Below are 24,256 nucleotides of genomic sequence, written 5' to 3'. Positions count from 1 at the left end.
GATTAGAGCGCGGGCCGCCGGGATCCCGTGATTGCCGGGCCGTCGGCTCGCGTGCGTCACATGCTGCTCAGCGAGCGGGCGTAGTTGACCTGCCCCATGATCGCCGGGAACGTCTCCGGACCGAACGCCGGCACCATCGTCTGGTGGTGCCGTCCCCCGCTGGTCACGGTGACCTGGATGTAGCCCGTGGTCCGCTTCTCCTTCATCAGCAGGAAGAGCAGCCCGAGCAGGCAGAGCAGGGCGAACACGACCGCGAGGACGATCGCGTGCGTCGGTATCTTCTCCTCGGTGCGCGACATGTCCGTCACGTTCCAGACCGCACCGCGCAGCGGCAGCTGACCGGCCGGCGTGATGATCTGATCGCCCATCACCGTGATGTCACCGATGGAGAGCAGGGGCGCGCCGCCCATCGGCAGCGCGCCCGCGGTCGGCGGCTGCGGAAAGCCGTACCCCTGCGCGGGCGCACCCGCGGCGGGGTACCCGTACCCCGGCGGCGGTGTGTCCGACGGACCGGGCGGATGACCGGGGCCCCAGTCGCCGGCGCCGCTCTGGTACGGGTTCTGCTCGGTCACGCTGGTGCCCCCGGTAGGTCGTGAAAGGCGTGGACAAGATACGAGGGCCGTTCCCCCGAACGGGGGAACGGCCCTCGTATTGTGCCAGTCGTCGCGTCAGTAGCGGCGGGTGATCAGCGCCCGCTTGACTTCCTGGATCGCCTTGGTGACCTCGATGCCACGCGGGCACGCGTCGGTGCAGTTGAAGGTCGTACGGCAGCGCCACACGCCGTCACGGTCGTTCAGCACCTCCAGACGCTGCTCCCCGGCCTCGTCACGCGAGTCGAAGATGAAGCGGTGGGCGTTGACGATCGCGGCCGGGCCGAAGTACTGGCCGTCGTTCCAGAACACCGGGCAGGAGGACGTGCACGCGGCGCACAGGATGCACTTGGTGGTGTCGTCGAAGCGCGCCCGGTCCTCGGCGGACTGCAGACGCTCGCGCGTCGGCTCGTTCGTCTCCTTGGTGATCAGGAACGGCATGACGTCCCGGTACGCCTGGAAGAACGGCTCCATGTCCACGACCAGGTCCTTGAGGACCGTCAGGCCCTTGATGGGCTCGACCGTGATCGGCTTCTCGGGGTTGATGTCCTTGATCAGCGTCTTGCAGGCAAGACGGTTCTTGCCGTTGATCCGCATGGCGTCCGAACCGCAGATGCCGTGCGCGCAGGAGCGGCGGAACGTGAGGGTGCCGTCGATGTCCCACTTGATCTTGTGGAGACCGTCGAGGACACGCTCCTTCGGGTCGATCTCCAGCTGGAAGTCTTCCCAGACGGCCTCCGCCGAGACCTCCGGGTTGAACCGGCGGATCCGGAAGGTGACCGTGATGTAGGGGGAGTCGGCGAAGCCGGGCTCGGGCTGGCCGGCCGCGTCCGCCTTGTCCAGAACAGGGGTAGCCATCAGTACTTACGCTCCATCGGCTGGTAGCGGGTCTGGACGACCGGCTTGTAGTCGAGACGGATGGACTCGGTGCCGTCGTCGCCCACCTCGCGGTACGCCATGGTGTGGCGCATGAAGTTGACGTCGTCGCGGTTCGGGTAGTCCTCGCGGTAGTGACCGCCGCGGGACTCCTTGCGGGCCAGGGCCGACGTGGCCATGACCTCGGCCAGGTCGAGCAGGTTGCCCAGCTCGATGGCCTCCAGGAGGTCCGTGTTGAACCGCTTGCCCTTGTCCTGGATGGACACGTTCTTGTAGCGCTCGCGCAGCTCGGCGATCTTCTCGACCGCAGTCTTGATCGTCTGCTCGGTACGGAACACCATGACGTTGGCGTCCATGGTCTCCTGCAGCTCGCGGCGCAGCGTGGCCACCCGCTCGTTGCCGGTGGAGTTGCGCAGTCGCTCGATCTGCTCGATGACCAGGCTCTCCGGGTTCTCCGGCAGCTCGATGAACTCGGCCGTGTGGGAGTACTCGGCGGCGGCGATGCCCGCGCGGCGCCCGAAGACGTTGATGTCGAGCAGCGAGTTGGTGCCCAGGCGGTTGGCGCCGTGCACCGACACGCAGGCGACCTCGCCGGCCGCGTACAGACCCGGCACGACGGTGGTGTTGTCCGCCAGGACCTCACCCTCGACGTTGGTCGGGATGCCACCCATCGCGTAGTGCGCGGTCGGCTGGATCGGGATCGGGTCCGTGTACGGCTCGATACCGAGGTAGGTGCGCGCGAACTCGGTGATGTCCGGGAGCTTGGCGTCCAGCTGCTCCGGCGGCAGGTGGGTGAGGTCCAGGTACACGTGGTCGCCCTCGGGACCGCAGCCGCGGCCCTCGCGGATCTCCGTGTAGATGGAGCGGGACACGACGTCACGGGACGCCAGGTCCTTCATGACGGGAGCGTACTTCTCCATGAAGCGCTCGCCGTCCTTGTTGCGCAGGATGCCGCCCTCACCGCGGGCACCCTCGGTGAGCAGGATGCCCATGCGCCAGATGCCGGTCGGGTGGAACTGGAAGAACTCCATGTCCTCCAGCGGCAGACCCCGGCGGTAGCAGGCGGCCTGGCCGTCACCGGTCAGGGTGTGCGCGTTGGAGGTCACCCGGAAGAACTTGCCGGTGCCGCCGGACGCGTAGATGACCGACTTCGCCTGGAAGACGTGGATCTCGCCGGTCGCCAGCTCGTAGGCCACGACACCGGCGGACTTCTTGACCCCGTCGACCTCGACGATCAGCTGGTCCAGGACGTAGAACTCGTTGAAGAACTCCACGCCCTCCTTGACGCAGTTCTGGTACAGCGTCTGGAGGATCATGTGGCCGGTGCGGTCGGCCGCGTAGCAGGCACGGCGGACCGGGGCCTCGCCGTGGTTGCGGGAGTGACCGCCGAAGCGGCGCTGGTCGATCTCACCCTTGGGCGTCCGGTTGAACGGCAGGCCCATCTTCTCCAGGTCGAGGACCGCGTCGATGGCCTCCTTCGCCAGGATCTCGGCGGCGTCCTGGTCGACCAGGTAGTCGCCGCCCTTGATCGTGTCGAAGGTGTGCCACTCCCAGTTGTCCTCCTCCACGTTGGCGAGCGCGGCGGCCATACCGCCCTGCGCGGCGCCCGTGTGGGAGCGGGTGGGGTAGAGCTTGGTCAGGACCGCGGTGCGGCTGCGCTTCGTCGCCTCGATGGCGGCACGCATGCCCGCGCCACCGGCGCCGACGATGACGGTGTCGTACTTGTGGATCTTCATGATTCTCGCAGCCCCGTGCCTAGCGGATGTTCGGGTCGAAGGTGAAGATCACCAGCGTGCCCAGCAGGATGGTCCACACCGTGGCGGTGTACAGCAGGGCCTTCAGCCACATGCGGGACGCGGCCCGCTCGGCGTAGTCGTTGATGACCGTGCGCAGGCCGTTGGCGCCGTGCAGCATCGCGAGCCACAGCATGGCCAGGTCCCAGATCTGCCACCAGGGGGAGGCCCAGCGGCCGGCGACGAAGGCGAAGCCGACCTTGGAGACGCCGCCGTCCAGGACCAGCTGGATGACCAGGTGGCCGATGACGAGGACGACCAGCACGATGCCGGACAGGCGCATGAACAGCCACGCCGCCAGCTCGAAGTTGCCGCGGGTGGACTTCGGGGTCTTCTTGGTCCGCCTGCGCGGCGCCTCGATCAGCGGGGCCGGGTTGTCCACGTTGTAGACGGCGGCACCCTCGACGGGGCCGACCCCGGAGGCGGTGGTCTCAGTGGTAGACATCGGCGTCAGCTCCCGAACAGAACACGAGCGGCGTGGCCGAGCACGGGGTAGATCGCGCCGAGCATGAGCACGACCCAGACACCCATCACGGTCCAGAACATCTGCTTCTGGTAGCGCGGGCCCTTCGACCAGAAGTCGACGGCGATGACGCGCAGACCGTTGAGCGCGTGGAAGAGGATTGCGGCGACGAGGCCGTACTCCAGCAGCGCGACGATCGGCGTCTTGTACGTGGCCACGACCTTGTCGTAGGCCTCGGGGGAGACACGCACGAGAGCGGTGTCCAGCACGTGTACGAACAGGAAGAAGAAGATGAGGACGCCGGTGACTCGGTGAGCCACCCAGGACCACATTCCTTCCCGGCCGCGGTACAGCGTTCCAGCCGGCACGGAAGAACCCTCCGGGAGCGGGGATTAGGGCCGCGCCGGCTTCACTGTCGGTCGGGCCCGGCCGGGTACGGTCCACCGGCCCCCAGCATGGTATCCGTGTGGCGGGGCGAGGCTTACGGGGGGCCTACCTGTGTGATCAAACTGGCACGCGGTTGGGCTAGCGGCGGGCGGACAAGAGGGTGGTATGTCCCGTTATCGCCCGGGTGTGGGCGCGTTCGGGCTGGTCGCACAGCTCCCCGCACCCCTCAGATATGTGCCCAGTCGGCCCCTTGCGAGGCGGCGGAGCTCGTCCGCGGCTATCGCGCGTTCCTCGTCGGGATCGTTCGCCGATCGTGACCGGATGGCTTCCAGGACGCGGTCGGCGGTCTCGCCCGGCACCGTGTCCCCCAGATAGATGACGAACACATGTCCGAACCGCGCCTCGTATGCCGCATGTGCCGCGTCCAGGGCCATGTGCGCGGCCGAGTATGTGTCCTCCGGCAGCCGCGGCAGCGACTCGTGGGAGAGGGCCTCGGAGATGTCGGCGGGAGAGAGGTCGTACGCCGCCTCGTCCGCCGCGGCCAGGAGGGCGTCCAGATCGGGGTAGGGGCGGTGGGCCGCGACGCGGTGGGACCAGCGCGGGCTGTGCAGGCAGCGCAGGAGGAGGGCCCGGGCCTCGGTGGCGCACACCGCGTTGAAGGCGTCGAGGGGCCGGGGCAGCTGTGGGGGGTGGTAAACGGGCAGCGTGGGTCCTCGCGTCACAGGTCGTGTGTGGCAGGGGAGTGCTGTGAAAGATGTGTCGTCAGGTTATCGAGAGTGGTAACTCTGTGTCCGCCTGCTGCCTGAAATTCACCCGGACGGGAGAGTTTGCGCACGCTCGGGTGACCGTTCGAGTGGCGAGGGGCCTTACGTTGGGCGAGTGACCCAGCACAGGCGCCGGGCGTCGGCGCAACAGGTGAAGCGGAAACGGATGGCGGTGGCCGCCGCGGTGGCCGGGACCGTCGCCCTCGGGACGGGCATCGGGGTGTGGGCCTCGTCGGGCGGTGGCGGTGACCAGGGCTCCGCCGGGCAGGCGACCGTCGCCGAGACGAATCCCTCGCCCACCCGGTCGTACCCGATGTCCAAGGCGCCGCAGACGATCCCGGCGGTCCGCTCGCACACCCCGGCGCGCGGGCCCGGCTGGCGGCCGCGGCCCGGCGACCGCGTGGTGATCGCCGACGCGGGCCTCGCCGACGAGGGCAGGCTGATAGCCGGCGAGCTGGGGATGAGCTACGCGGGGCAGAAGGACGACACCAGGGCGGGTGATCTGCGGCTGTCGCTGGGCGGCGGGGGCGGCGGGGGCGGCGACGACCAGGAGTCGTACACCATGACCGTCCGGGGCGGCCGGGTCGACATCAGCGGGCCGGGCCAGGCCGGGGTCTTCTACGGCACCCGGACCCTGAAGCAGGAGGTCCACGGGGGCGGTACGGCACCGGAGGGCGTCGTGCGCGACGAGCCGGCCAAGCCGGTGCGCGGCTTCATGCTGGACATCGCGCGCAAACCGTACTCCGAGTCCTGGATAGAGGACCGGATACGGGAGCTGGGGGACCTGAAGTACAACGAGCTGGGGCTGCACTTCTCCGACGACCAGGCCTTCCGGATCGAGTCCAGCACCCACCCGGAGATCGTCTCCCCGGACCATCTCACCAAGGCGCAGGTCAAGCGCATCGTGGCGCTGGCGAACAGCCGGCACATCACCGTCGTGCCGGAACTCGACTCGCCCGGACACCTGGGCGCGGTCCTCGCCGCCCACCCGGACCTCAAGCTGCGCAACGGCAACGGCGTGGTGACCAAGGGCGCGATCGACATCTCCAAGCCCGGCTCGGCCGAGCTGATCGACGACCTTTTGAACGAGTACGCGGGGCTGTTCACCGGCGATCAGTGGAACCTCGGCGGCGACGAGTACCAGGCGCTGATGGCGAGCAACCCCCAGACCGCCTATCCGCAGCTGGCCGCGGCCGCCCGGCAGAAGTTCGGCGCGAACGGCAATGTCGCCGACCTCACCACCCAGTGGCTCAACGACCGCGCCGCCACCGTCCGCGCCCACGGCAGGACCATGCGCGCCTGGAACGACGGCTTCTACCGCAGCGCCACCGCCGTGCGGCCCGCGGACGATCTCCAGGTCGCCTACTGGACCGGCAAGGAGATCGGCGCCCGGCCGCCGCAGGACTATCTGAGCGCCGGCCGCAAACTCATCAACTACAACGACGAGTTCCTCTACTACGTCCTCGGCCAGCCGCAGACCTTCGTCTACCCGACCGGGCAGCGGATCTACGAGCAGTGGAACCCGCGGGTGGTGCGCGGCACCACCGCCGTCCCGGCGCGGTACGACGATCAGATCCTCGGCGGCATCTTCGCGGTGTGGGGCGACCTCCCCGATGCGCAGACGCCGGACCAGGTCGCGGCCGGCATCCGGATGCCGCTGCGGGCCACCGTCCAGAAGCTGTGGGACCCGGGCACGCCCGCCCTGTCCTGGACGGACTTCAAGTCCCTGGCGGACCGGCTGGGCTGAGCCCCGGCTGGGCTGATCTCCGGCGGAGCTGTGTCATTTCTGTGGACGTGAGGTGATCATCGGACGTATCTTCCGATGTTCACCTTTCCGGCGGGCCGCGTGCATGTCGTACGCGGGCCGTCGGTCGCCGTTTCTCACCTCGGGGGAATCTCCGCACCATGGCCACGCCCATGCCCGTCCCGCCCCAGCCCGCACCGCCCCTGGCGCCGCCGCCCGGCGCCCCGCCGCGCTCGCCCGCCGGGCTCGGCCTGGCCGCGGCCGTCCTGCTGGGGCTGGTCGTCGCCGCCGACCTGTTCGCCTGCTTCGCGGACCAGACGCAGGCGAGCGTCGCCCAGGACCTGCTCGGCGGCGTCGACGAGGGCCTGGTCCGCCGGGCCCACCACGCCGACACCCTCTACAACGCGGCGAGCATCACCCAGGGGGTCGTCCTGGTGGCCACGATCGCCGTCTATCTGTGCTGGCTGTGGCGGGTGCGGACGAACGCCGAGGTGTTCGAACCGCACGGGCACCGCATGAAGCGCGGCTGGGCCATCGGGGGCTGGTTCGTGCCGATCGGCAACCTGTGGCTGCCGCGCCGGGTCGTCGTGGACGTCTGGACGGCCAGTGCCCTGCCGGGCGCCCGGGTGCGGACCACTCCGGTCAACGCCTGGTGGACGCTGTGGATCATCAGCCTCCTCGTGGGCCGGGCCGCCTCCCGGCAGTACGACGACGCCCACGGCCCCGATCAACTCGCCGACGCCGCACGGCTGATGCTGTTCTCCGACGCGCTGGACGCCGCGGCCGCGATCCTCGCCGCCGTGGTCGTCGTCCATCTGACCCGGATGCAGCGGGCCAGGATTCTCGCGGGCCCCGCCGTGCTGCCCGCCTTTGGCTGAAACTCGACCGCTGTGACACTTCCGCTCGGTTGCACGCAGTAAGGGGAAGTGCGGGCTCCGTACCGGTCGGCGCCCAGACCAGGGAGGCTTCATGAGCCTTGAGGAACGGATCGCGCGGGCCGACGAACGGGGGCTCGCCGCCGGCGGATTGGCCTGTTTGGATCGGTGCCTGCCGCTGCTCGACGGCGACGAGGAACTGCTGCGCCCGCTGTGGGGGAGCCTCGCCGACGGATCGGACTGGAGCGCTCCCCTGGAGAAGGCGCGGGGCGCGCTCCTCGGCCTCGGCGGGGAAGAGGCGGCGGGGGAGGGCGGGGACGAGCACGCGGAGGCGGTGCGGCTCGTCGCGCACATGCTGGACACGGCCCCGGCCGAGCGCACCGCCGAGGCGGTACGGCCCTGGGCCGAGTCCTGTTCCGCGGTCTCGCTGCGCGTCCACCGGCTGCTCGACCCCGCGGCCGAGGGCGCCCCGGACCCGGCCGGGACCGAGGACCCGCCGCCGCTCGTCGCCGCCGAGCTGCGCCGCCAGATCACCGTGCTCGAACTCCTCGAAGGCCACGGCAAGCAGGGCCTGCGCCGCGCCCTCGATGTGTCGGGCGAGGGCCGCCGGGTGCTGCGCGCGGTGGTCTCGCGGCGGGCGCGCGGGAGTGCGGAGAGCGGGGTGTGACGGTCGTGCGGCGGCGGTGGGGTGGTCCTGCGACGGTTGGCGAAACGGTTCCTCGGAGGGTGACGAAAGCTCCGCCCCGCTCGCTCTTCCTTATGTGAACGCCCATGTGACGGCCCATGTGACGGCCGATACGACCGCTGCCGCGACCGCCCCGGACGGGACGGCCGCGCAGGAGACCAGGCCCCACGCCGCCGCGAAGCCCGTGCGCTGGGCGGCGGACGCGGTCGCGACCATGCGCGAGGGCGCCCGGGTGCGGCTCGACTACTCGGCGCAGAGCCTGTGGCGCGTGGACCGCATGATCGAGGAGATACGACGCGAGGGGGCGCCCATCGAGGCGGTCGCCGGCGTGCTGCGGGGCTTCGGCGCGTACGCCGGTGAGGTGGTCGTCCGCCGCACCGGCGCCGAGTGGTGGGCGACCGGCGGCGAACACTGGGTGCGCACCCCCGACGGCCGGCTCTGGGACCCCGTCGAGGAGGCCCGGCGCGCCTTCCTTGGCCATGGTTCGCTGCGGTTGCTGTGCAGGGACGCGACGGCGGACGCCTGAGCGCGCGGCGGCCGGTGTCTGACGGGCCGTTCGCTGTGACACTTCTGTCAGGGCGGACGCTGATGACCGTGGAGGGCGAAGGACACGGCCGGAGCGTGTCGCACCGTGCGGGACGCGCCGGTGGCCATGAACTCGGCACGACGAGGACGGTCTTGGGCCAGGGAGGGCAGCCCCGCAGCCGGCGGCCGCGGGATACGGAGCTGGGCGCGGCCGTCGCGCGGGCCCAGGACGGCGACGAGAGCGCCTTCGCGGTGGCCTACCGGATCGTGCAGCCCGGCCTGATCGGCTATCTGCGCGGGCTGGTCGGCGAGGACGCGGAGGACGTGGCCGCCGACGCCTGGCTGGAGATAGCGCGGGATCTCGGCCGGTTCACCGGTGACGGCGCGGGCTTCCGCGGCTGGACCGCGACCATCGCCCGCCATCGCGCCCTGGACCATCTGCGCCGCCGCCGCACCCGGCCCCGTACCACCGCGCTCGACCAGGACGCGCTGGACCGGGCGGCCCCGCACAGCACGCATGAGCAGGCCCTGGAGTCGCTGTCCACCGCGCGCGCCCTCGCACTGGTGCGCTCCCTGCCCCGGGACCAGGCGGAGGCCGTGCTGCTCCGGGTGGTCGTCGGCCTCGACGGCCCCGCCGCCGCACGCGTCCTCGGCAAGCGCCCCGGCGCGGTCCGTACCGCCGCGCACCGCGGCCTCAGACGCCTCGCCCGCACCCTGGCACCCGACCCGGGCATGCCGGATGAGGGCCCCGGCACGCCGGGGGAGTCGAAGTGAACGGCACGGGGGACGAGGACGGAATCGGACATGGAATCGGACATGGGTGAACGCGACGGCGACCGACGGGGCACCGGGCGCGCCGCGACGCCCGACATCGAGTCCCACCTCGGCACGGCCCTGCGCGCCTACACCCCCGACCCCGAGGCCGAACGCCGCGCCCTGGCCGCCTTCCGCACCGCCCACGCATCCGGCCGCGTCCCCCACACACGCCCCCGCGACGACTGGCGCCCCGCCCCCACCCGGGCGGCGCCGCGCTGACCCTGGCCTCCCTCACCCCGGGTGGCATCGCGCCCCACGTGGCCGAAGGCACGGACTCCGGGCCGCTTCTCCCGCGTGCGGCCGCCGCTCGTCGCGGGTGTGACGCTTTTCGAGGTCGCGGCGCAGTATCGAGTCACCCGACTGGTCACGTCTCCCGCACGTCCGTACGACGCAAGGGGTTGCGATGGGGCGAGAGTTCTGGCGGACGATCCGGACGGCCATCGAGAAGGACAACTGGACCGCCCGCCTCGTGGTGGTCTTCCTCACGGTGGCTGTCGTCGTCGGGGGCCACATGGCCACCGTCACGAGGTGACCCGGGCCCGGCGCCAAGGGCAACGGCCGGGGCCGCCACCCCCCACAGGAGAGGCCCCGACCGTCGCTCTGAGGGCCGCTGGGCGACCCGTACTCTCTACAGCGCCGTGGGTGCGTTTTCTGTCACACCTCGGGCGCGTTCCGTCCTCACCCGGTGCTCACCCTGCGCATACCCGCACCCGGTCACGAGTTAGTTGCATCTTCTACGGACATGGACGGGGCAAGGTTTCAGGCCGTAACGTGCCATTCGCGCCGACCAGAAGACAGGCGTAAAGGGAGTGCGGTGCTGGGGGACGACGCGGAGCTGACCGCCGCGGTGCGTGCGGCACAGGACGGCGACGAGAGTGCGTTCCGTGCGGTGTACCGCGCGGTGCATCCACGGCTGCTCGGGTACGTGCGCACGCTCGTCGGCGATCCCGACGCCGAGGACGTGGCCTCCGAGGCCTGGCTGCAGATCGCCCGCGACCTCGACCGGTTCAGCGGGGACGCCGACCGGTTCCGCGGCTGGGCCGCCCGGATCGCCCGCAACCGGGCCCTGGACCACATCCGGATGCGCGGCCGCCGCCCCGCGATCGGCGGCGACGAGACCGAACTGACCGGCCGCGCCGCCGAGTCCGACACCGCGGGTGAGGCCATCGAGGCGCTCACCACCGGCAGCACCCTCTCCCTCATCGCCCGGCTCCCGCAGGACCAGGCCGAGGCGGTCGTCCTGCGCGTGGTCGTCGGCCTCGACGCCAAGACCGCCGCCGAGACCCTCGGCAAACGCGCGGGCGCCGTCCGCACCGCCGCGCACCGCGGCCTGAAACGGCTCGCCGAACTGCTCGGCGACGACCCGGAGACGGCGGGCGTCCTCGACGCGCTGCCACCCCAGCGGGACCCCGAGCAGACCCCCCGGCCCGGATCGGGGCGAGCGAACCGGCCAGACCCCGAGCGAGAACCGCGTGGACCCGCGGTGACGTCCGCCACTGTGACGCATACGCGTGCGCGGACGCAGAAGGACATGTGATGGCCGACGAGCAGGACAAGTGGCTCAACCCGGAGACGGCGGAACGCCTGTTGGACGGGGAGCCCCTGGAAGCCGTCGACCCCGCCGCCCGTGACCAGGCCGAACGCCTTTCCCGGGTGCTCGACGCGCTGTCCGCGCAGGCGGCCCCGGTCGCCTTCGAACTCCCCGGTGAGCAGGCCGCCCTGGCCGCGTTCCGCAAGGCCCGCGAGGCCGCCGCCGACGAGCGCACGGCCGCGCTCGCCGCGGCCGCTCCCGGCCACCGGACCGGCGCGGTCGGCGCGAGCGCGCACGGATCCGGCGCGGGTGCCCGCGGCCATGACGCGGGGCTCGTCCGTATCGGCGCCCCCGTCCGGACCGGCGCCCCCGTCCGGACCGGCGCCCCCGCCCGTGTCGGCGCCGTCGCCCGCCGCCCCCGCTGGGCCCGCCCGGTGCGGCTCGCGCTGGCCGCGGTGGTGGCCGCCGGTACCCTCGGCGGGGTCGCCATGGCCGCAGGCGGAGTACTGCCCACGCCGTTCGACGTGGAGAAGCCGGCCCCCGCCGTCACCGCCACCGCGGACAACTCCGCCCACCCGCCCGCCTCGGCCACCCCGCAGGCGTCCGGCGGCCTCCAGGTCCCCGGGGGCGGCGCGGACCCGGGACCGGACGACGGCTCCGAGCACGCCGGTGCGCCGGACGGCCGTACGGGTACGAGCGCTCACCCCGGCACCTCCACCGACCCGGGCGGCGGCCGCTGGAACGGAGCGCTCACCGCCTGCCGCGACCTGCGCTCCGGCACCGGACTGAACGCCGACCGCCGACGCGCCCTGGAGAACCTCGCGGGCGGCTCCGCCCGGCTCACCCAGTACTGCAAGCTCGTGCTGGCCGCGGGCGACCACCTCGCCGGAAACCCCGCCCAGGGCAAGGGCCGCGAGGGCCGCGACCACGGCGGCCAGGGCTCGGACCAGGGCCAGGGGCAGAGCCGGGGCAGGGGCTCGGGCCAGGGCGGCAACGGGCAGGGCGGTGACGGAAAGGGCGGCGACGACGAGAGCCACCCCGGCATGGGCCACGGCAAGGGCAGCGGAAACGGCCATGGCGGCGGCGACACCTTCGGCAAGGTGCGCCTGCGGCATCGCGGCCCCGCCGCCCCGGCACCCGCGCCGCCGCACGCCCCCCGGCACACCCCCTCGCACGCTCCGCCGCACGCCCCGCGCGGCCACGGCAGGTCCGCGTCCGGCACCGCCCCGCAGTCGGCGCCCACCTCCACCCGCTGATCAATCTTGATCGCCCACACCCCTCTGACCTGGCACTTTCAGACGTCGCGAAAGTTTTTCCGCGCAGGGTGTGACACTTTTGGATCCCTCGACGCAGTACTGAGTGAGCCGACTGGTCATCGGCCGTAGCACTGAGCCGGGGTTCCCCCCGTACCCACGGCTCGTGCACCTGGCGCGGGCGGGACATGTTCCCCCGGTCCCGCCCGCGCCCCAAAGTCCAGAAGTTCGGCCCCCGGCCTCACCGGTACACGACGACCTTGTCGCCCACCCGCACCTCCGCGAACACCTCGGCGATCGCCCCCTCGTCCCGTACGTTCACGCACCCGTGCGAACCCCCGGCGTAGCCGCGCGCCGCGAAGTCGTACGAGTAGTGCACCGCCTCGCCGCCGCTGAAGAACATCGCGTACGGCATCGGCGAGTCGTACAGGGTCGACACATGGTGGCGGGACTTCCAGTACACGTGGAAGGTGCCCTCGCGGGTCGGGCTGCGCAGCGTGCCGAAGCGCACGGCCGTCTCGGTGACGGTCCGCCCGTCGACCATCCAGCGCAGCGTCCGGCTGGTCTTGCTGATGCACAGCGCCCGGCCCGTCAGACAGCGCGGATCGGGCGCGGCGGCGGGCTGGCCGCCCATCAGATACAGCTCCCACTTGCCCGGCGGCCGGGTCATCGCCACCAGCCGCCGCCAGGTCACGGCGTCCGTGACACCGGTGACCGGCAGCCCGCGCTTGCCCTGGAAGCCCCGTACGGCCCGCTCGGTGAGATCGTCGTACGAACCCGTGGGTCCGTCGAACAGCCAGTCCAGCTGCCGCAGCCGCGCCTGGAGTTCCCGTACGCCCGATCCGGTGTCGCCCGGCCGCCACGGCACCCCCGCGTTCCCCGTGGACAGCGGGCCCCCGCCCAGCGGCCGGCCGTCCGCGCCCAGCGGCTGCACGGTGCATCCGCACAGCGCGACGAGGGCGGCGAGAACTCCGAGCGCGGCGCGGGCCCTGCCCCTGGTCCTCATCCCTGGATGCTTCCCCACGTGACCCCCGCCGAACTACGAGGCATGGTGAGGAGGTACGGAACGTACCCCGGAGGCATCCATGGCGCGTGAGTCGGAGTCGGGCCTGCCGATCGAGCCGGTCTACGGGCCGGCCGCGCTGACCGGCTGGGACCCGGCCGAGCGGCTCGGGGAGCCGGGGTCGTACCCCTTCACCCGGGGGGTCTACCCGAGCATGTACACCGGCCGCCCCTGGACGATGCGCCAGTACGCCGGTTTCGGCACGGCGGCGGAGTCCAACGCCCGCTACCGGGAGCTGATCGCCCACGGCACGACCGGTCTGTCCGTCGCCTTCGACCTGCCCACCCAGATGGGCCACGACTCCGACGCGCCCCTCGCGCACGGCGAGGTCGGCAAGGTCGGCGTGGCGATCGACTCGATCGAGGACATGCGGGTGCTGTTCGACGGCATCCCGCTGGACCAGGTCTCCACATCCATGACGATCAACGCCCCGGCCGCCCTCCTGCTGCTCCTGTACCAGCTGGTCGCGGAGGAACAGGGCGTCCCGGCCGACCGGCTGACCGGCACCATCCAGAACGACGTGCTCAAGGAGTACATCGCCCGCGGCACCTACATCTTCCCGCCGAAGCCCTCGCTGCGGCTGACGGCGGACATCTTCCGGTACTGCACCGCCGAGATCCCCCGCTGGAACACGATCTCGATCTCCGGCTACCACATGGCCGAGGCCGGCGCCTCGCCCGTGCAGGAGATCGCCTTCACCCTCGCCGACGGCATCGAGTACGTGCGCACGGCGGTCGCGGCCGGGATGGACGTGGACGACTTCGCGCCGCGCCTGTCCTTCTTCTTCGTGGCCCGTACGACGTTCCTGGAGGAGGTCGCCAAGTTCCGTGCCGCGCGCCGGATCTGGGCGCGGGTGATGCGGGAGGAGTTCGGCGCGAAGAACCCCAAGTCGCTGATGCTGCGCTTCCACACCCAGACCGCCGGGGTCCAGCTCACCGCGCAGCAGCCGCAGGTGAACCTGGTCCGGGTCGCCGTCCAGGCCCTCGGCGCGGTCCTCGGCGGCACCCAGTCCCTGCACACCAACTCCTTCGACGAGGCGATCGCGCTGCCCACCGCCGCCTCCGCACGGCTCGCCCTGCGCACCCAACAGGTGCTGGCGTACGAGACGGATGTGACCGCGACCGTGGACCCCTTCGCCGGTTCCTACGCGGTGGAGCGGATGACCGACGACATGGCGGCGGCGGTCGTCGAGCTGATGGACCGGGTCGAGGGGCTGGGCGGCGCGGAGGCGGCGATCGAACAGGGCTTCCAGAAGGCCGAGATCGAGCGCAACGCCTACCGCATCGCCCAGGAGACCGACTCCGGGGAGCGGGTGGTCGTCGGCGTCAACCGCTTCCGGCTGGACGAGGAGGAGCCGTACGAGCCGCTGCGCGTGGACCCGGCCATCGAGGCCCGCCAGTGCGAGCGCCTCGCCGCACTGCGCGCCGGACGCGATCAGGGCGCGGTCGACGCCGCCCTGGCCGCGCTGAGGAAGGCCGCCGGGGGCGAGGACAACGTCCTCTACCCCATGAAGGAGGCGCTGCGGGCACGGGCCACGGTGGGCGAGGTGTGCGGGGCGCTGCGGGAAGTGTGGGGGAAGTATGTGCCGACCGACGCCTTCTGACCGGGCGCGCGCCGGACGACTCGACCCGGGGCCGGCCCGTCGGCCGACTCGACCGGGTGTCCGTCGGCCGACTCGACGGGGTGTCCGTCGGTCGGCCGGGGGTCCGTGGGCGGTTGTTCACCCCGGCCCGGACCCGTTGTCGTACCCCCGTGCGACACTCCTTTCCATGTTCGGTGTCATCCATCTCCCCACGTATCTCGCGGGTGTGGCCCTGATCGTGCTGCTCCCCGGGCCCAACTCGCTCTACGTCCTGTCCGTCGCCGCCCGCCGAGGGGTGCGCGCCGGGTACACCGCGGCCGCCGGGGTGTTCTGCGGGGACACCGTGCTCATGACCCTGTCCGCCGCCGGGGTCGCCTCGCTGCTCCAGGCCAACGCGCTGCTGTTCGGGATCGTGAAGTACGCCGGTGCCGGCTATCTGACCTGGCTGGCGATCGGCATGATGCGTTCCGCCCGGCAGCTGTGGCGGACCCGGCGGGAGCAGGCGGCCGAGGAGACGGCCGCGGAACCGGCCGGCGCCACCGAGGAGCGCCCCTACCGGCGTGCCCTGGTCGTCAGCCTCTTCAACCCGAAGGCGATCCTGTTCTTCGTGGCCTTCTTCGTGCAGTTCGTGGACCCGGGCTATGCCTACCCGGCCCTGTCCTTCGTCGTGCTCGGGGCCTTCGCCCAGATAGCCAGCGCGCTCTACCTGAGCGCCCTGATATTCGGCGGTACCCGGCTCGCCGCCGCCTTCCGGCGCCGCAAGCGCCTGTCCGCGACGGCCACTTCGGCGGCCGGTGCGCTCTTCCTCGGGTTCGCGGTGAAGCTGTCGCTGGCCTCGTAGCCCGGTCCCCGGGGCTCGATAAGTGCGGCGGGGGCGGCGGGGTTCAGCGGACGCCGACGCCGTCGAGGTAGGCCGCCAGGTCCTCCGTCGCCGTCTCGCCCGCCCAGCCGACATAGCCGTCGGGGCGGATCAGGAAGACGCCGGGGCCGTAGGACTCGGGGGCGGACGGCAGGGTCCGTACGCCCGCGCGCGGGGCAGCGGTCGCGCCCAGCAGGGTCCAGTGCGGGCCCCGGAAGAGGTCGAAGAGGCGCCCGCCGGACACCTCGGCGTCGGGTGCGCGGTCGCCCGCGCGCACCGGTCCCGGGTCGGTCCGGGTCTCGGTGCTGAGCGACGAATCCCGGTAGCCGACGCCGAGTTGGACGGTGGCCCGGCCCCGCTGCACCTCGCCGCGGTGCACACCGGTGGACAGCTCCAGCATGGCCGCGGCGTTCGCCCGCCGCTCCTCCTCGTACGTCTCCAGCAGACTCTCGGGGGCGCCCTCCAGGACCGCGGCCAGCTTCCAGCCGAGGTTGTAGGCGTCCTGGACGCTGGTGTTCAGGCCCTGTCCGCCGGCCGGTGAGTGCACATGCGCGGCGTCGCCCGCGAGGAACACCCGGCCCACCCGGAACCGGTCCGCGAGCGCCGCCCGGGGCCGGAACTCCGAGGCCCAGCGCACCTCGGTCACATCCTCGGCGGCGAGGTGGGTGTACCGGGCGACCAGCTCGCGCACACTGTCCGCGCTCACATCCGGCTCCGAGCCCTCCGGCAGCCGTGCGGCCAGCTGGAACTCCTCGGTGCCGGCCAGCGGGCACAGCCCGAGGATGCTGCCGTCCGCCGCGGGGAAGGCGTGCCAGTACACCCGGTCCAGGCCCCGCAGCCGCAGGTCGGCCACCACGAACGGCGCCGGGTCCACGGTCTCGCCGGTCATGCCGACGCCGAGGGCCCGCCGGATCCCCGAGCGTCCGCCGTCGGCGCCCACCACATAGCGCGCGCGGACCGTCGTACCGTCGGCGAAGGCCACGTCCACGCCGTCCGCGTCCTGGGCCAGGCCCGTGACCTCGCGGCCGAAGGCGACCTTGCCGCCCAGTTCCGTGAGCCGGGCGTACAGGATCTCCTGGGTGCGCCACTGCGGGATCATCCGCGGTGCGGGGTACGGGGTGCCCGCGTCCGGCTCGAACCGCTCGAACATCGACTCCTCGCCGACCCGCTCGCCGTCGCGCCACACCATCCGGTCCGGGTAGGGGCCGCTCGACGCGAGGACCGCGTCGATGACGCCCAGGTCGTCGAAGACCTCCTGGGTGCGGGGCTGGATCCCCTTGCCGCGGGAGCCCGGGAACAGGGCGTCGGCGCGCTCCACGAGCTGGGCCGCGACGCCGCGCCGGGCGAGGTCGATGCCGAGGGCGAGTCCGGTGGGGCCCGCACCCACGATCAGGACATCCGTCGTCTCCATGGTGCATATCTCCTTAACGTCGTTAAGTGCCATCGGACACGAGGGTGCCCTTAACGCTGTTAAGCTGTCAAGTGTGAGTACGGAACGACGATCGCCCCTGGACCGTGCGCGGGTCGCCGACACGGCGCTGCGGCTGCTGAACGAGGTCGGCCTCGACGGGCTGACCCTGCGCGCCATCGCGAAGGAGCTGGACGTCAAGGCGCCCGCCCTGTACTGGCACTTCAAGGACAAGCAGGCGCTGCTGGACGAGATGGCGACGCAGATGTACCGGCGGATGGTGGCCGGCACCGAACTGGAGCCCGGCGACACCTGGCAGGAGCGCCTGCTGAAGATCAACCGCGGTCTGCGCACCGCGCTGCTCGACTACCGCGACGGCGCCCGGGTCTTCAGCGGCTCACTGTTCACCGGCACCGACCACGCCCCCGCCCTGGAGGCCAACCTCCGCCTGCTGCTGGACGCCGGGATGACCCTCGTCCAGGCCGTCGACGCGGGCCGCACGGCCCACGCCTACACCATCGGCTTCGTCACCGAGGAACAGGGCATGCACCCCCTGCCGAGCGACGAGAAGGCCCGCGCCGACATCACCGACCGCGCCCGCCGGATGTCCGACCACCCCCTCGCGGCCGCCGCCGGTGAACTCCTCTTCGACGACTACGACCGCCAGTTCGAGGAAGGACTGGCGGTCGTGGTCGCGGGGATCGGGGCGCGGTACAAGGTGGCGTCCTAAGCGCCGGAGAGGTTCCGCGCCTTCAGTGCCCGCCTGAGCCGGGGGCCGAACGGTTTCTCCACGAAGCGGTGGATGAGCCAGGCCAGGGTCAGCATGATCAGGATCGTCGCCCCGAGGGTCGCCGCCGAGGGCAGGCCGAGGAAGCGGTGCAGGACGCGGATCACGAACCAGCCCAGGTGTTCGTGGATCAGGTAGAAGGGGTAGGTCAGCGCCCCGGCCGTGGTCAGCCGGCGCCAGGAGGCCCAGCGGGTCCAGCCCAGCGCGACCGCGGCGACGAGGGCGAAGGAGAGGGCGACGATCAGGACGACCACGTAGGGGTCGCGGTGCAGATCGGAGTGGCCGGTGCGGTGCCACAGGCCCCGCGTGGCCTCGCTCTGGCCGAGCAGCAGGGCCACCGCGACGATGCCCCACAGCAGCAGATCGCTGCCGAAGCGGTGGATCAGATAGAGCGCGAGACCGCCGATGAAGAACGGCGCGTACTCGGGCATGAGGACCTGGTCGGTCAGCGCGTTGCCGGTCGTGCGGCAGAGCACCAGCGCAAGCACCCACACGGAGCAGAAGAGCACCACCCGGCGGTAGGTCACCCCCCGCACCACGACGAACAGGGCGAACAGCGCGTAGAAGCGGACCTCGGCCCACAGCGTCCAGCACACCCCGAGCACCCGGGTCGCGCCCATCGGCTGCTGGAGCATCGTCAGATTGACCAGGAACTCGTCCAGCCGGACCGGCGCGATGACGGCCGGCAGGACCAGGGACGCCGCGGTCACCAGGACCAGCGCCACCCAATAGGCGGGGTAGAGCCGGGACACCCGGGAGCGGAAGAAGTCCCCGAGGGTGCGGCCCCAGCTGCTCATGCAGATCACGAAGCCGCTGATCACGAAGAACAGCTGCACGCCGAAACAGCCGTAGACGGCCGCCCGGGACAGGGTCGGGAAGACCACGGACGGGCTCTGGTGCCAGGACTCGGAGATCGTGCCGCCGCGCCCGGTGTAGTGGTAGAGGCAGACCATCAGCGCGGCCACCAGCCGCAGCCCGTCGAGGGCGAGAAGGCGGCTGCGGCGTTCGGCGGGCGCGGGCGCGGCGGTCCCCTCCGGGGTGGGTATCGGGACGTCGTCGAGGGCGGGGGAAGAGGTGGTGGTCATGGCGCTCAGCCCCGTACCGTTCTGCGCAGGCTGCGCGCCTTCTTCGCCACCCTGCGCACGGTCGCGTTGCGCGGGATGAACGCCAGCTGCGCGGGGATCCCGCCGGGCAGCGCCAGCGACGTAAGGCGTCGGCGCTTGAAGTAACGGGACGTCCGCGGGCCGAAGTTCGTCGCGAGCCACGCCTCCGCCTCCGCGCGCAGCCCCGGCAGGATCTTCGGCTGCATCGCGAAGCCCACCACCCGCACCAGCGCGCCCAGCCGCTCCACGTCCATGCCCGGCCGCCGCTCGGCGACCGCGGCCCCGTCCGCCAGCTCGGGCAGCAGCGCGTCCACGACGGTGACCGGGATCCGGTTGCTGTTCTCGTACGGCGCGAGCCGCTCCAGCAGCAGCTCCGTGCCGACCCGGGCGACCGGCAGGCCGTAGAGCGCGGAGGCCGTCAGCAGGGCCGTGGAGAAGCAGCCCACGACCAGCGCGGGACGCATCCGCTGGTACAGCACCTCGGCGAGCACCGGTGTGTCCACGACGGTCAGCTCCACGCCGAGCCGCTCCGCCTCCTGCTCCAGCGAACGCGTGTAGCGGGCCGGGGCGGTGGGGTGCGGCTTGAACACGACCTTGTGGTGGCCCAGTTCGGCAGCGCCCTTCAGCATCCGCACATGCAGGTTCTCCTCCTGCTCGGCGGTGAGGATGTCCAGCGCCGACAGGTACTGCCCGAGCAGCAGCGCGGGCTCCTCGATGTCCGGCAACTCCTCGGCGACCGGGGCGAGTTCCGCGAGCACCTTGGTGAAGGCGGAGGTCGGCACCAGCTCGCCGGGCACCCCGAACTCGGTCAGCAGCAGCGGCGTGAGGCCCGGCACCAGGTCCAGGTGGAGCACCCGGTCGACGCGGGTGCCGACCAGCGGGTCGATCTTGTTGCGCGTCGGGCCGTACGACATCAGGCCGTCGGCGTAGACCGTGACCGGCGCGCCGTTGAAGATCTGCCCGAGCGCGAGCGCCGGGTTGACCTGGATCGACTCCACGACCAGCTCGACGTCCTCGGAGCCCAGTCGCCACTCGTGCCGCAGAAAGCGTTCCCACAGCGGCATGTCGTCGACCCGGGGGGCCCAGCCGCCCGGGTGGAAGGGGAAGATCGTCTCGTTGTACGAGATCACCTCGTCGAACCGGTCGCGCAGCCGCTCGAACCCGGGCATCTCGTCCGGACCCGGCGTCGTCTCGGGCGTCGCCGCGTTGTTGCAGACCAGCAGGATCCGCCGGTCGGCGGAGTCGAAGCAGCCGGAGTCCAGGGCGGCGGCGAGGGTCGCGATGCCGTACAGCGTCGACGCCTGGAAGATCTGGGTGGTCACGCGGCGGCTCCCGCGGCGGCGGGGCGGCGGCGCAGCCGGCGCAGCTTGGTGGCGCGCTGGAGGTCCATGGAGTCCAGCGCGTCGTCCAGCACGTCCTGCGGCATGCGGCGCAGCGCGGCGGCACTCAGGGATTTCAGTTTCTTCGCCACCGCCGGCTCGAACCTTTCGATGGATCCCAGATGATGGGAAATGATGGCGCAATATGTACGGACCGCCTTCGGCAGCAGCGCGTCCGCGTCCCGGTCCTTCGCGGTTTCCGCGATCACCTGATCGAATGCCCGAATGAAATCGAGCTGACGCACATCGCCGATCTGGGTGAGCGAGGAGGCGACCCCGCGCCGGTAGAACACGCCGAGCAGGCTCACCGCGGCGAAGGATTCCGCCTCCCGGTGCAGCTTCCAGATCCACGGCCGGTCCTCGGCCGTGCGCAGCCCGTCGGTGAAGTGCAGCAGGCCCTTGTCGACCAGCCTGCGGTGGTAGGCGCCGGCCCAGGCGAACGCGTAGTCCACCGAGGTGGAGCGGTCCGCGGGCAGGATCGCCTCCCGCGGGCTGAGCACCTGACCGCGCCGGCCGACCGGCACCCGCTGCACCTGGCGGGCCCGCGCGGTGCACTGCACATGGTCGGTGCGGATGAAGTCGACCCCCAACTCCTCCATGGCATTGACCAGTTGGGCGAAGTAGCCCGGGGCGAGCCAGTCGTCGCCGTCGAGGAACGTCAGATACTCGCCGCGCGCGGTGTCGATACCGGTGTTGCGCGCGGTCGCCAGACCTCCGTTCTGCTCGTGCCGGACCAGGACCGCTCCGGGCAGCTCGCGCTCCGCGCGCGCGAGAATCTCGGGTGTCCCGTCGCGGGAACAGTCGTCGACGAGAATGAATTCGAAGTCCTCACGCGCGTTCGCCTTCAGGCTCCTGAGCGTGTCGGGTGCGTATTGCTGCACGTTGTAGAACGGCACGATGACGGAGAGCTTGACCACGTCAGGGACGTTAGGGGGGATGCCCGTCATTCGTCTTGACGCCCTGCTTGATACTGGGTGAATGGCACGTGGCGAAGCTGTGAACCGGGCCTTTTTCGGTGCCCTCCACGAGCCGATTCGTCATTCGGCGATGTGCTGTTAACCGTTTGTTGCATTCGGGTTGGGCGGAACGGCGGAATCGCTTCCTAGCGTCTTGGACGTGCCAGCAAGTGCAACGAAGTCCCTGCGGGTCGCCGTCCTCGCGGACTCCGACACCCGCTGGAAGTGGGGCGCGCTCACCGCGCAACGACTCACTCCGGCGGCTGCCGAGGTCCGGCTCGACGGCTACCTCCTGCGCGGACGAGCCACCCCGACCGCCCGCCAGCTCCAGGAGGTCGGCGTCCGCGCCGACTCCCTCAGCGAGGTCACCGGCGTCGAGTTCCTGCACGCGATGAGCCAAGAGCCGTACGACATCCTGGTGTTGGCGCTCGTCGGCGGCGGAGTGCAGGCCATGCTGCACGGCCTGCGAGCCGCGTGGGGCACCGGATCCCGGCCCGTCGTCGTCACCGGCTACGTCGGCGTCGTCTACGAGAAGCTCGCCGACGGCCTGCTGCTGCGGCACGGCGCCGACCTGGTCCTCGCCAACTCCCGCCACGACGCGGACCGGTTCCGCGCCGTGTACGAGGGGGTCGGCGCGGACGCCTCCTCGGTCACCGAGGTCGCGCTGCCTTTCCTCGGCGGGGCGCCGTACTCCGGTGAACACGAGCCCTACACCGTGGTGTTCGCGGCCCAGCCGTCCGTCCCGGACAACCGCCGCGACCGCGCCTACCTCCTCGACCGCCTCATCCGGCACGCCCGCACGCACCCCGAGCGCGAGGTGCTGCTCAAGCTGCGCTCCAAGCCCGGCGAACACACCACCCACATCGAGGAGTTGCCCTACCAGAAGCTGGTCCAGGGCAAGGACGTACCCGACAACTTCCGCCTGGTGTACGGCCATATGGGAGAGGTCCTCGACCGCACCGACCTGCTGGTCACGGTCAGCTCCACGGCCGCCCTTGAGGCCCTGCACCGCCGGGTCCCCACGGTCGTACTGACCGACCTCGGGGTGCGCGAGGCGCTCGGCAACCACCACTTCACCGGCTCCGGCTGCCTCGCCTCCTGGGACCAGCTCGACGCCGGGCACCGGCCCGCCCCCGACGAGGAGTGGGTGGCCCGGCAGGGGGTCGCCACCGACGGCTCGTACGAGACCGCCTTCGACGCGGCCCGCGAGCGCATCGCCACACTGCTCGACCGGGCCGGTGAACTGCCGCCCCTGACCCCCTACTACACCCCCGAGACCGCGCCCGGCTATCTGCCCGGCATCCTCGCCCGCCACCACCTCGGCCCCGACGGCGCCCCGCTGCCCGGCGCGCCCACCGCCGACAAGGCGCCGGGACCGGTGCGCCAGATCGTGCGCCGGGCCGCGCGCGGCGCCTACCGGCACGGCGTCCAGCGGGTCGCCCCGGTGATCCGGCGGATGGGGGAGCTGTGACCTCTCAAGGAGATCGGATGTCCCACCCGGAAGCGAGCCAGGGCGCGACGGTGCGCCGGGTGCTCGCGGTGATCCCCGCCCGCGGCGGCTCCAAGGGCGTGCCCGCGAAGAACCTCGCCCCGGTCGGCGGCGTCCCGCTGGTGGTCCGCGCGGTGCGCGAGTGCCGCGCCACCCGCCTGGTGACCGATGTCGTGGTCTCCACCGACGACCAGGCCATCGCCGCCGCCGCCCGCGAGGCCGGCGCGGAGGTGGTGCTGCGCCCGGCCGCCATCGCCGGGGACACCGCCACCTCCGAGGCCGCCGTGCTGCACGCCATGGACGCCCATGAGGCGCTGCACTGCGCGGCCGTCGACGTCGTCCTCCTCGTTCAGTGCACCAGCCCCTTCATCGTCCGCGAGGACATCGACGGAGTGGCCGGCGCGGTCGCCGACAACGGCGCGGACACCGCCGTGACGGTGGCCCCCTTCCACGGCTTCGTCTGGCGGGAGAGCGACGGTGACGGTGCGGGCGAGGGCGAGGGCGAGGGCGAGGGCGCGGACGAGGGCGCGGACGAGGGCGCGGGCGGTGTCGGGGTGAACCACGACAAGTCGTACCGCCCCCGCCGCCAGGACCGCCCCCAGGACTTCCTGGAGACCGGCACCGCGTACGCCATGGACGCGGCCGGCTTCCGCAAGCACGGGCACCGCTTCTTCGGCCGCACCGAACTGGTGCGCACCGACCCCGCGCGGGTCCTGGAGATCGACGACCCGCACGACCTCGCCCGGGCCCGCGCCCTGGCCCCCCTCTTCGACGCGGACCTCCCCCACTCTCGGCTCCGATCGAGCGGGGGGACCCCCATCGGTTCGCTCCCCACGGCCGACGACATCGACGCGGTCGTACTCGACTTCGACGGCACCCAGACCGACGACCGGGTGCTGATCGACTCCGAAGGACGGGAACTCGTCTCCGTGCACCGCGGGGACGGACTCGGCATCGCCGCGCTGCGCAGGAGTGGCCTGAAGATGCTGATCCTGTCCACGGAACAGAACCCTGTGGTCGCCGCCCGCGCCCGGAAGCTGAGGCTTCCCGTGCTGCACGGCATCGACCGCAAGGACCTCGCCCTCAAGCAGTGGTGCGAGGAGCAGGGCATCGCGCCGGAGCGCGTGCTCTACGTCGGCAACGACGTCAACGACCTCCCGTGCTTCGCCCTCGTGGGCTGGCCCGTGGCGGTCGCGAGCGCCCATGACGTCGTACGCGGCGCCGCACGCGCGGTCACCGGCCTGCCCGGCGGTGACGGCGCGATCCGAGAGATCGCCAGCTGGATCCTCGGCCCCTCTCTCGATTCCCTCCCCAAGTAAGGAACCCCC

Annotated in this window: 25 protein-coding genes; 14 read left to right on the top strand and 11 right to left on the bottom strand. The window is 71.8% G+C overall.

All coding sequences use genetic code 11. The annotated features are described in order from the left end of the window. Positions 1-56: 56 nt before the first annotated feature. The 6 genes from AB0N90_RS19890 to AB0N90_RS19865 all read right to left on the bottom strand — a co-directional run bounded on the left by AB0N90_RS19890 (position 57) and on the right by AB0N90_RS19865 (position 4,831). Positions 57-572 (bottom strand): hypothetical protein, encoded by a 516-nt coding sequence (locus AB0N90_RS19890; protein WP_365198287.1) that lies wholly within the window; start codon positions 570-572, stop codon positions 57-59. 96 nt (positions 573-668) lie between these two features. Next, on the bottom strand, positions 669-1,448 hold the full coding sequence (locus tag AB0N90_RS19885; RefSeq protein ID WP_037656031.1) for a succinate dehydrogenase iron-sulfur subunit: 780 nt from the start codon (positions 1,446-1,448) through the stop codon (positions 669-671). Beyond that, complete coding sequence (gene sdhA, locus AB0N90_RS19880) at positions 1,448-3,202, bottom strand: succinate dehydrogenase flavoprotein subunit (protein WP_361676347.1); 1,755 nt, start codon at positions 3,200-3,202, stop codon at positions 1,448-1,450. Before sdhA ends, AB0N90_RS19885 begins: the two co-directional genes overlap by 1 nt. Before the next feature lie 19 nt (positions 3,203-3,221). Beyond that, positions 3,222-3,704, bottom strand: a complete 483-nt coding sequence (locus tag AB0N90_RS19875; RefSeq protein ID WP_086806628.1) for a succinate dehydrogenase hydrophobic membrane anchor subunit — start codon at positions 3,702-3,704, stop codon at positions 3,222-3,224. Positions 3,705-3,709: 5 nt separating this feature from the next. Beyond that, a complete protein-coding gene (sdhC, locus tag AB0N90_RS19870) occupies positions 3,710-4,090 on the bottom strand; it encodes a succinate dehydrogenase, cytochrome b556 subunit (RefSeq protein ID WP_078967379.1) in 381 nt (126 codons plus the stop codon). Between the two features lie 192 nt (positions 4,091-4,282). Then, a complete protein-coding gene (locus AB0N90_RS19865) occupies positions 4,283-4,831 on the bottom strand; it encodes a 2-oxo-4-hydroxy-4-carboxy-5-ureidoimidazoline decarboxylase (protein WP_365198282.1) in 549 nt (182 codons plus the stop codon). Between the two features lie 208 nt (positions 4,832-5,039). On the opposite strand from AB0N90_RS19865, the gene AB0N90_RS19860 reads away from it, so the two are divergent. From AB0N90_RS19860 to AB0N90_RS19820, 9 genes are all read left to right on the top strand, one after another. Continuing rightward, on the top strand, positions 5,040-6,620 hold the full coding sequence (locus AB0N90_RS19860) for a glycoside hydrolase family 20 protein (protein WP_365198591.1): 1,581 nt from the start codon (positions 5,040-5,042) through the stop codon (positions 6,618-6,620). Positions 6,621-6,778: 158 nt separating this feature from the next. Further along, positions 6,779-7,495, top strand: a complete 717-nt coding sequence (locus AB0N90_RS19855) for a DUF4328 domain-containing protein (protein WP_365198280.1) — start codon at positions 6,779-6,781, stop codon at positions 7,493-7,495. Positions 7,496-7,586: 91 nt separating this feature from the next. After that, positions 7,587-8,159 (top strand): hypothetical protein, encoded by a 573-nt coding sequence (locus AB0N90_RS19850; RefSeq protein WP_365198277.1) that lies wholly within the window; start codon positions 7,587-7,589, stop codon positions 8,157-8,159. A gap of 118 nt (positions 8,160-8,277) precedes the next feature. Further along, positions 8,278-8,703 (top strand): hypothetical protein, encoded by a 426-nt coding sequence (locus AB0N90_RS19845; RefSeq protein ID WP_361676334.1) that lies wholly within the window; start codon positions 8,278-8,280, stop codon positions 8,701-8,703. A gap of 152 nt (positions 8,704-8,855) precedes the next feature. Next, entirely contained in the window at positions 8,856-9,476 is a 621-nt protein-coding gene (locus tag AB0N90_RS19840) for an RNA polymerase sigma factor (protein ID WP_365198588.1), read from the top strand. Between the two features lie 30 nt (positions 9,477-9,506). Further along, positions 9,507-9,737, top strand: coding sequence for a hypothetical protein (locus AB0N90_RS19835; protein ID WP_365198274.1), 231 nt, complete (start codon positions 9,507-9,509; stop codon positions 9,735-9,737). Positions 9,738-9,921: 184 nt separating this feature from the next. Continuing rightward, the gene (locus tag AB0N90_RS19830) at positions 9,922-10,050 is read left to right on the top strand and encodes a hypothetical protein (protein WP_365198272.1); all 129 of its coding nucleotides are present in this window, start codon (positions 9,922-9,924) and stop codon (positions 10,048-10,050) included. 282 nt (positions 10,051-10,332) lie between these two features. Continuing rightward, positions 10,333-11,055, top strand: coding sequence for an RNA polymerase sigma factor (locus AB0N90_RS19825; protein WP_361676322.1), 723 nt, complete (start codon positions 10,333-10,335; stop codon positions 11,053-11,055). Continuing rightward, positions 11,055-12,305 (top strand): hypothetical protein, encoded by a 1,251-nt coding sequence (locus tag AB0N90_RS19820; protein WP_365198270.1) that lies wholly within the window; start codon positions 11,055-11,057, stop codon positions 12,303-12,305. The genes AB0N90_RS19825 and AB0N90_RS19820 overlap by 1 nt, the downstream gene beginning before the upstream one ends. Positions 12,306-12,543: 238 nt before the next feature. On the opposite strand, the gene AB0N90_RS19815 is transcribed toward AB0N90_RS19820, so the two are convergent. Then, positions 12,544-13,308, bottom strand: coding sequence for a L,D-transpeptidase family protein (locus AB0N90_RS19815; protein WP_365198267.1), 765 nt, complete (start codon positions 13,306-13,308; stop codon positions 12,544-12,546). Between the two features lie 79 nt (positions 13,309-13,387). Here AB0N90_RS19815 and AB0N90_RS19810 point away from each other — a divergent pair, with 79 nt between their 5' ends. Both AB0N90_RS19810 and leuE read left to right on the top strand, forming a co-directional pair. Further along, positions 13,388-14,968 carry a methylmalonyl-CoA mutase family protein gene (locus AB0N90_RS19810; RefSeq protein WP_365198265.1) on the top strand — a complete coding sequence of 527 codons (1,581 nt, stop codon included), beginning with the start codon at positions 13,388-13,390 and terminating at the stop codon, positions 14,966-14,968. A gap of 166 nt (positions 14,969-15,134) precedes the next feature. Continuing rightward, positions 15,135-15,788 (top strand): leucine efflux protein LeuE, encoded by a 654-nt coding sequence (gene leuE, locus AB0N90_RS19805; protein ID WP_361676311.1) that lies wholly within the window; start codon positions 15,135-15,137, stop codon positions 15,786-15,788. 43 nt (positions 15,789-15,831) lie between these two features. Here leuE and AB0N90_RS19800 read toward each other — a convergent pair whose 3' ends face one another. After that, a complete protein-coding gene (locus AB0N90_RS19800; protein ID WP_365198263.1) occupies positions 15,832-17,217 on the bottom strand; it encodes an FAD-dependent monooxygenase in 1,386 nt (461 codons plus the stop codon). Between the two features lie 73 nt (positions 17,218-17,290). Between AB0N90_RS19800 and AB0N90_RS19795 the strand changes: the two genes are divergently transcribed. Next, positions 17,291-17,944 carry a TetR/AcrR family transcriptional regulator C-terminal domain-containing protein gene (locus AB0N90_RS19795; protein WP_365198260.1) on the top strand — a complete coding sequence of 218 codons (654 nt, stop codon included), beginning with the start codon at positions 17,291-17,293 and terminating at the stop codon, positions 17,942-17,944. On the opposite strand, the gene AB0N90_RS19790 is transcribed toward AB0N90_RS19795, so the two are convergent. Genes AB0N90_RS19790 through AB0N90_RS19780 form a run of 3 tightly spaced genes read right to left on the bottom strand, consistent with a single transcriptional unit; the run spans position 17,941 to position 21,400 of the window. Beyond that, a complete protein-coding gene (locus AB0N90_RS19790; RefSeq protein WP_365198257.1) occupies positions 17,941-19,086 on the bottom strand; it encodes an acyltransferase in 1,146 nt (381 codons plus the stop codon). The two genes, AB0N90_RS19795 and AB0N90_RS19790, sit on opposite strands and share 4 nt — an antisense overlap. A gap of 5 nt (positions 19,087-19,091) precedes the next feature. After that, positions 19,092-20,426, bottom strand: coding sequence for a polysialyltransferase family glycosyltransferase (locus AB0N90_RS19785; RefSeq protein WP_365198254.1), 1,335 nt, complete (start codon positions 20,424-20,426; stop codon positions 19,092-19,094). Next, the gene (locus AB0N90_RS19780; RefSeq protein ID WP_365198251.1) at positions 20,423-21,400 is read right to left on the bottom strand and encodes a glycosyltransferase family 2 protein; all 978 of its coding nucleotides are present in this window, start codon (positions 21,398-21,400) and stop codon (positions 20,423-20,425) included. The genes AB0N90_RS19785 and AB0N90_RS19780 overlap by 4 nt, the downstream gene beginning before the upstream one ends. A 199-nt stretch (positions 21,401-21,599) precedes the next feature. Here AB0N90_RS19780 and AB0N90_RS19775 point away from each other — a divergent pair, with 199 nt between their 5' ends. Together AB0N90_RS19775 and AB0N90_RS19770 are read left to right on the top strand one after the other, a co-directional pair. Beyond that, positions 21,600-22,910 (top strand): DUF6716 putative glycosyltransferase, encoded by a 1,311-nt coding sequence (locus AB0N90_RS19775; protein ID WP_365198249.1) that lies wholly within the window; start codon positions 21,600-21,602, stop codon positions 22,908-22,910. A 17-nt stretch (positions 22,911-22,927) separates the two neighbouring features. Beyond that, positions 22,928-24,247: an N-acylneuraminate cytidylyltransferase gene (locus AB0N90_RS19770; protein WP_365198246.1), complete on the top strand. Its 1,320-nt coding sequence runs from the start codon at positions 22,928-22,930 to the stop codon at positions 24,245-24,247. The last annotated feature ends 9 nt before the right edge of the window (positions 24,248-24,256 follow it).

This window comes from Streptomyces sp. NPDC093018 (assembly GCF_040684035.1).
GTDB classification, from domain to species: Bacteria; Actinomycetota; Actinomycetes; order Streptomycetales; family Streptomycetaceae; genus Streptomyces; species Streptomyces murinus.
This window is presented reverse-complemented; position numbering and strand designations above follow the sequence as displayed.